6 protein-coding genes and 1 pseudogene are annotated in these 7305 nt (G+C 33.4%); 1 reads left to right on the forward strand and 6 read right to left on the reverse strand.

All coding sequences use genetic code 11. From position 1 onward, the window contains the following. Window positions 1–131: 131 nt before the first annotated feature. The 4 genes from HPY74_18780 to HPY74_18795 all read right to left on the reverse strand — a co-directional run bounded on the left by HPY74_18780 (window position 132) and on the right by HPY74_18795 (window position 5512). Complete coding sequence (locus HPY74_18780; GenBank protein ID NSW92661.1) at window positions 132–314, reverse strand: hypothetical protein; 183 nt, start codon at window positions 312–314, stop codon at window positions 132–134. A 117-nt stretch (window positions 315–431) separates the two neighbouring features. Further along, window positions 432–1427, reverse strand: coding sequence for an Rpn family recombination-promoting nuclease/putative transposase (locus HPY74_18785; protein ID NSW92662.1), 996 nt, complete (start codon window positions 1425–1427; stop codon window positions 432–434). Between the two features lie 249 nt (window positions 1428–1676). Next, on the reverse strand, window positions 1677–3656 hold the full coding sequence (locus HPY74_18790; GenBank protein ID NSW92663.1) for a UvrD-helicase domain-containing protein: 1980 nt from the start codon (window positions 3654–3656) through the stop codon (window positions 1677–1679). Further along, a complete protein-coding gene (locus tag HPY74_18795; GenBank protein ID NSW92664.1) occupies window positions 3653–5512 on the reverse strand; it encodes an AAA family ATPase in 1860 nt (619 codons plus the stop codon). The genes HPY74_18790 and HPY74_18795 overlap by 4 nt, the downstream gene beginning before the upstream one ends. Before the next feature lie 194 nt (window positions 5513–5706). On the opposite strand from HPY74_18795, the gene HPY74_18800 reads away from it, so the two are divergent. After that, window positions 5707–6093, forward strand: coding sequence for a Uma2 family endonuclease (locus HPY74_18800; GenBank protein NSW92665.1), 387 nt, complete (start codon window positions 5707–5709; stop codon window positions 6091–6093). Between the two features lie 140 nt (window positions 6094–6233). Here HPY74_18800 and HPY74_18805 read toward each other — a convergent pair. Then, window positions 6234–6954: pseudogene (locus HPY74_18805) on the reverse strand (hypothetical protein). Between the two features lie 85 nt (window positions 6955–7039). Then, window positions 7040–7261 carry a hypothetical protein gene (locus tag HPY74_18810; protein ID NSW92666.1) on the reverse strand — a complete coding sequence of 74 codons (222 nt, stop codon included), beginning with the start codon at window positions 7259–7261 and terminating at the stop codon, window positions 7040–7042. Window positions 7262–7305: the final 44 nt, after the last annotated feature.

The following is a 7305-nucleotide window of genomic DNA, read 5'->3' on the forward strand; positions in this document are numbered from 1 at the left end:
AGATATTTATATCCCTTATCGTGCTTGTTGTCCGGCACATCATAACTTGAATCAGGTTCCAATACCCATAAGTACTCCATAACCTCACTCCTATTTTACAATATTTTGACAATATTTTCAATGCAATTTTATCAGAACAAATGTTTTTCAATAATATTTTGAGCACTTCTATCAGTAGTAACGGGTTCCTTTTGTTGCCAATCATTCGCGATTTTTCTCCAGTCAATCTCTCGTTTAATTTCATTTCCAGCGTTGTCTTTTCTACACCATACTTCCCAAAAATCCGGATCATCAGAATGAGGGCGCTTCTCCATCGATAAATCATTCATTCTATATAGCATCAGTATGGATATAATTTTCTAACTCTCTCTTTGACGTCGAAAATGCAATAGAACCATCATTTCGTCTATTAATTTCATCACATACAGAAATCAAAAACCCAATCCCCTTATTTCATCCTCAGTAAATCCGGTAATATAGCTAATCTGCTTGATATCCATACCAATAGCAAGCAGTTTCTTTGCCACTTCTATTTTAGCATTTCTTTCGCCCTCAGCCATACCCTCAGCTCTGCCTTCTATCCTGCCCTGCATTTTCATCTCTTCTCTCATGTTTCGTATCGCTATCTCTAAGGCGTAAACCATTTCATCAACCTCCTTGCTTTCATCAATAATCTTTTCTATTTCTACTTTTTCCTTTGCTGTCATCCCTGATACTGCAATATTTTTAAGCCATACCATAAACAGCCTGAGTTCATCTTCGCTAAGGTCCTTTAGCTTCCGAGTCAGTATCTTTAGCCTCCTGATTATTTCATCGTACCAGGGCTTCTGGTCTATGTAAAATACTGAGCCGATTAAATTGCCCAGTTGTAAAAGTTCTTCTTCATCATACCTTGCCACATCAAATAGCATATACTTAAAGTCAAGCATGTAATCCTCAAATAATTCGTTCCCTGAAAGCAGCTCCTTAAAGCTTGTGCATGCCGTCCATTTGTACTGCCCGTTGTAGATTACACAAGGTATTATTGCCGGGAGAGAAAAACCTTTCCTTGCATGTGCTTTTTCCCCAGTATCTTTTAATATAGCCCGCCATATCTCCACCATGTATTGAAGCAGCCTGTACGGCATTTGATAATCTACGGTGCTTTGCAATTCCACCAGTATATAAAAGAATACTTCTTTTCCGTCAATCCTCGCCCTGTATATCAAATCCGCTTCCTTGCCGTTAAAATCCTGCAGTATGAACGACCTGTTTATTTGCTCCAAGCTGTCCTCGTCAATTCTATGCACCCAATCCTGGCGCACAAAGCTTTTCAAAAGCTGCAAAAATACTTTCTTTACCGATAGAATATACTTATATCCCTTATCGTGCCTGTTGTCCGGCACATCATATTTTGAATCAGGCTCCAATACCCATAAGTACTCCATGACCTCACTCCTATTCTACAGTAATTTGACAATATTTTCAATACAATTATAACCGAACTAATGTTCTGTGTCAAGAAAAACTTGTATATTTTTGTAAAATTTGAATATAAAAAAATAAATATTTATTTAAGAGTTCAACTTAATTATAAATACTGATTACTTAAAGAAAATAACGCGAAAGAAATCGGATACTCACTAAAACTCACTAAATATGAAGTTCCTTTTAAATCAATTGGTATATTCGTAAATTCAATCACTATATTTTACCCAACCCATTTTATGCAATTTATCCTTATTGGCATTATAAATATCTTCTTTCATGTTTATGCATAACAATTTTCTTGGCCTGGTCATAGCTACATACGCTATTTTTAAATGTTTTACTTCTTTTTCATTTATTTTTTCATTCCTTTCGCCATTTAAAAAATTAATAATATAGTTAATACTATCTTTATGATATTTTGTTTCAAGGTATAACGTTGCTGTATGCGTTTCCCCTTTAACTCCATGCACCGTGTCTAGTTCAATCTTTACATCATCATACTCATAAATATTATTGTAATTATTGCTTGCTGCACTCGTATTGACTGAAATTACATTATCACCAGTGGTCATACCGGAAATAAACTTACAAACCTCTTCATTCTTATTAAGTGAAGTTTTAAAAACCTTTTTTAAGAGTTTATCAACAAATGTGGTAAATCCACTTAATATTTCTTCATTATTCTCTAATTTTATTATGCACTTCACAAAAAAATAAGTCATTTTATCGTATATTTCTTTATAATTGTCATTTAAATATTCAAGAAAACCGGTCTTGGAATAATACCTGTTGTTTTCATTTTTACATTCCAATAATCTTAATACTTTTAATATGGCATTAATAAACATATTAAAATATACCTTAATTCCGTATTTTTTAACAATACTGGAATCAATTTTTCTTAAATACTCGGGTAATGAGGGATAATCCTTATTAATATTACTTTTATTATAAGATTTTTTAAATTTGCTGCAATACCTGGTAATGCATAAATCTGGGTGATGTTTCTTTCCAACCATTCCCACCGCTTTAAAAACAGGTTTTTCTTCCTCAAGCAAATTATGTTTTTTTATTAGTTTTGCAAAACATTTCAAAACATTACTTACGTCATCTTTATAGGTGATAATAGTAGGGAGAATATCTTCTTCTCCATAACCTTCCATTTTGTATGGAGTTATTGCCAAGCAATCTGTTACTTTTGCGATATTATTGCTAAACCTTTTGCTATTATTAATCACTATGGGATTACTAGGTTTCCAGACTCCACCCGCCCCTAAGCTATCATAAATTGCTTGATTTGTATCTCCAAAGCATTGATATATAACTTTGCTTTTATCAAATATATTAGACAATATTTCATTTTGTATATTTTTTGTATCCTGCATCTCATCAATAAAGACAAATGCGAACCTGTTATTAAAAAGCGGCCTAAGCAAATCTTTAAATTCTCTTGAATACCTTAACGCCAGTCCATCAGCTTCATTATAGGAAATTATACCTTGTTTTATTAAAGCTTCAATAAGATTCCAGTACTCTTTATATGAATCACTTATATTACTTACATTATATTTTAAAAATTGAGATTCCGTTCCTTCTACATTTATAAGTATCTCTCCCGTTAAATAATCTATTCTTAGGCTTTTTAACATTTCTTCTTTTGCCTTGTTTATTACATCCTGGTTTCCCTCCTTAGTATCTTTATCAAGTTTTGCATATAGATAACCATTTAAATTTTTAACTTTGTACTTCATTCTCCTGAAACATTGAACCAGTTTAAAACCAAATTCTTCTTTTTCCAATACCCTGCACGGCCTAACACCGTAATATTTTATGCTTGCAGGAATTGCCAAATACCTGTCTATAAACGATTGAATTGTACCGACAAAGTTGGGATAGGACAATATGACATTAGCTTCTACTCCTAATTTATCTTTTATCTCATTTATGGCAACATTTGTATGCGTTAAGACACATATTCCCTTATTATCATCCAGCGGTATTTTCCTAGCCAATATAATTAACTTAGCCAATAAAACAGTGGTTTTACCACTCCCCGGGCAAGCAACAACATCTCTGCTATCCATACACTTTATTGCTTCTCTACGTTTATCATCGAATGATTCCCTCAATTTTAGTACTCTTTCGGAGTAAATTATGTCCTCATCGGTTATGATCAAGTTCATCATTTTTGCCCCCTGGTTACATAATCAATAGCGTCAACTATGTATTTCAAATATATATCGTTACGTATATTTTTTATTTCTTCATCACTGAAATTGCTTTCTGACAAAATTTTCGCAAAACACTGGGCAACTACTGCTTTTGAAATACTTTTCCTGATAACAACTTTTTCCGTAATGTTTTTTGCTATTTCAAACATATCCAAATTATTCCATGATTGAATTTCTTCACGAGCTTCTTCCAAGTATTCCGTGCTTTCCTTTATGGTTTGTCCATCTTTTTTATCTAATTTTTCATAGTCTTCAGCCATTTTTATAGCTGCATGTAGTTTAGTTTTTAAGCAGCTACAAGCTATATCGAACTCCAGCGTCCACTGTGGTGATACAAATGCTTTTACATTATCTTTTTCGTACCTTTCTCTTATGCTATCGTGTTTTTCTTTTACTTTTCGAGAATTTTCTATTTCATTGTCAATGAGACATGAGATCTGTTTTTCACCATCAATCTCTTTAACACCATATACTGCTTGATCGCAGTCAGCAACTACTGCTACGGGTAATTTCATCTTCAATTCATCTTTTCTCATAAATATCCTTGCATATCTTAATAACGCTGTACTACCAACGTTAACTATGGAAACCCCGTATTTTGTTAATTTTTTTTCTATTAATTTTGCTATCGCTGGAAAAATTATATTTTCTGCATCTCCTTCTACTATCAACACTCCTTTTGCAAAAAACAGATTCGCCTTTGTGGCATCCAAAAATCTCTCCAGAAAAAGATAATCACCATCTTTTAATTCCGTTGTCCCTTTTCTCAACGGGAACGAGGTGTTTTCGGCAAATATAAACAAGTTGTCTAATTTTACGTGCGATGCCAAATTAATGCTATGCGTCGTCAAAATTATTTGGATGTTAGAATCATCACTATTACAAAGATTCTGCAAATACTCTATGACTCGAAGCTGTGCCTGTGGATGCAAATGTGCTTCTATTTCCTCAATTAAAGCCAATTTTAATCCAGGTTCGGTTTTGTTCCGGAGTAACAATAATTCGGTAGAAATATATAATTGATTATAAGAACCATGACCTGGTTTTGGTTTATTAAGTACTAAATCTAATTTTTCTAAGATTGCCTTTAGTTTTGGATCTGTAATGTTAATATATGATTTCAATATATTATCGTTATCCGAGAATTCATATAAAAATGTATTCAAGATTTTTAATACTTTTTCATCATTACTATCTTCCCTATAATTGAAGTATTCTTTTATTTCTGCATTAGCATTTTTCATAATTCTTACCAGCTCATGTGATTCCTCATCTTTAAACTCCGGGTGTGCGTACAATATTTGTGAAAGCCTGGAATTTCTCCTGGCAGCAAGCTCGATTTCAGCATCTCTTAATGGTTTTAAATATGTAGCACGCAATAACTCTTTTGCCTTACTACTTAATATTTGACCCTCTTCATCCAGACCTGCTCTAATATCATCCACAAAGATTTTATCCTTCCCATCTCTTTTTGCTGAAAATATTAATCTTAGGAAGAATTTCTTTTCATCATCAATGCCAAGCCATTCCAAGAAATCTTTTGCTTCATATTCGTTAAACCCTCTTATAATGCATTCAATTTTCATAAAACGCGAATCTTCATGAAAATCCTCTTTATATATTCTGAAGAATTCTCCACTTTGGGTTGAAAGCACCAACCTGATAGCATCTATAACACACGTTTTACCGGAATCATTCTCACCAATTAAGACATTTAGTCCTTTATTGAATTTAATTGTAATTCCCGGTTCTCCATTTTCTCCTCCACCAAATTTTCTAAAATTGGTTATCCTAATCTCATCTAAAAACATGATTTTATCCCCCCATAAATCCCACACACTAAAGCATTTTAATGTTTTTAGAAATGATATTAGTATTTTGTTTATACAAAATAGTCACATATATTTACATCCATTACCATAGAAATTATATCATTTTTAACTATACATTACAATATATAGCATAAAAATACATAATACTCATATTATTGCAGTAATTATTTATTATGTATCGAGGTTTCCGTTTTTCGGATGCATCCGGAATATCCAATTATCTGAAGGGAGATAATAAAAATGTAGTTCAGCCCGATATCCTGGTTATATGTGATACTGAAAACATTGACGAAAAAGGCAGATACAGGGGGATACCAAGCCTTATATTGGAGGTATTGTCGGAAACTACAAAACATAAAGACATGCTTAAAAAACTTGATTTGTACGTCAATAGCGGAATTAATGAGTATTGGATAGTAAATCCCTTTAGCAAAGAAATATATTTATATTACATTCAAAACAAAGTAATTGAAGACTACAAGGTATATAAAAATAAGGAAAAGGCAAAATCAATAATGTTTGAAGGACTTGAAATTCCTTTGGAACAAGCTTTTACGTAAACTTTAGCAAATGAGTTTTTAGATTTCATAAAATAAATCTGATTTAGCAGATTTAGCTCTCACCTCTCCCCTTTTAGTTAATTGGTAGCTGAATATATTCTTATACATTTTAACACTAATATATCTTCTACCGATAGAAGTCAACAACCTAAACCCCTTATTTCATCCTCGGTAAATCCGGTGATATAGCTAATCTGCTTGATATCCATACCAATAGCAAGCAATTTCTTTGCCACTTCTATTTTAGCATTTCTTTCGCCCTCAACCCTACCTTCAGCCTTACCTTCCATCTTGCCTTTTTCAATACCTTCCTTTAAACCTTCAGCTCTGCCTTCTATCCTGCCCTGCATTTTCATCTCTTCCCTCATGTTTCTTATCGCTATCTCCAAGGCGTAGACCATTTCATCAACCTCCCTGCTTTCATCTATTATCTTTTCTATTTCTGCTTTTTCCCTTGCCGTCATCCCTGATACTGCAATATTTTTAAGCCATACCATGAATAGCCTGAGTTCATCTTCGCTAAGGTCCTTTAGCTGCCCTGCCAGTATCTTTAGCCTCCTGATTATCTCATCGTACCATGGCTTCTGGTCTATGTAAAATACTGCGCCGATTAAGTTACCTAGCCGTAAAAGTTCTTCTTCATCATACCTTGCCACATCGAAAATCCTGCAATATGAATGACCTGTTTATCTGCTCCAAGCTGTCCTCTTCGATTCTATGCACCCAATCCTGGCGCACAAAGCTTTTCAAAAGCTGCAAAAATACTTTCTTTACCGATAGTATATACTTATATCCCTTATCGTGCCTGTTGTCCGGCACATCATACTTTGCGTCGGGTTCCAATACCCACAAGTGCTCCATGACCTCACTCCTATTCTACAGTAATTTGACAATATTTTCTATACAAACATATACGAACACTGCATATACCCTCAAAAATTTCTTTCTATCTTAAATTCTGCAATAAACTTTGCAATTCTTTTACAGAAATTTCAGTAAATATGCTTATTTGCTCCATATCCATTCCAGCATTAAGCATATTTTTTGCAACTTCCAATTTACCTTCCAATTTACCTTCCAATTTGCCTTCCAATTTACCTTCCAATTTGCCTTTAAGTTCCATCTCCTTCATTTTTTCACGTAATGCTATCTCCATAGCATACACCATATTATCTACCTCCTCGTTCACTTCTATTATCTTCTCTATTTCTT

The organism is Bacillota bacterium (assembly GCA_013314855.1).
In the GTDB taxonomy this organism is placed as follows: Bacteria; Bacillota; Clostridia; order Acetivibrionales; family DUMC01; genus Ch48.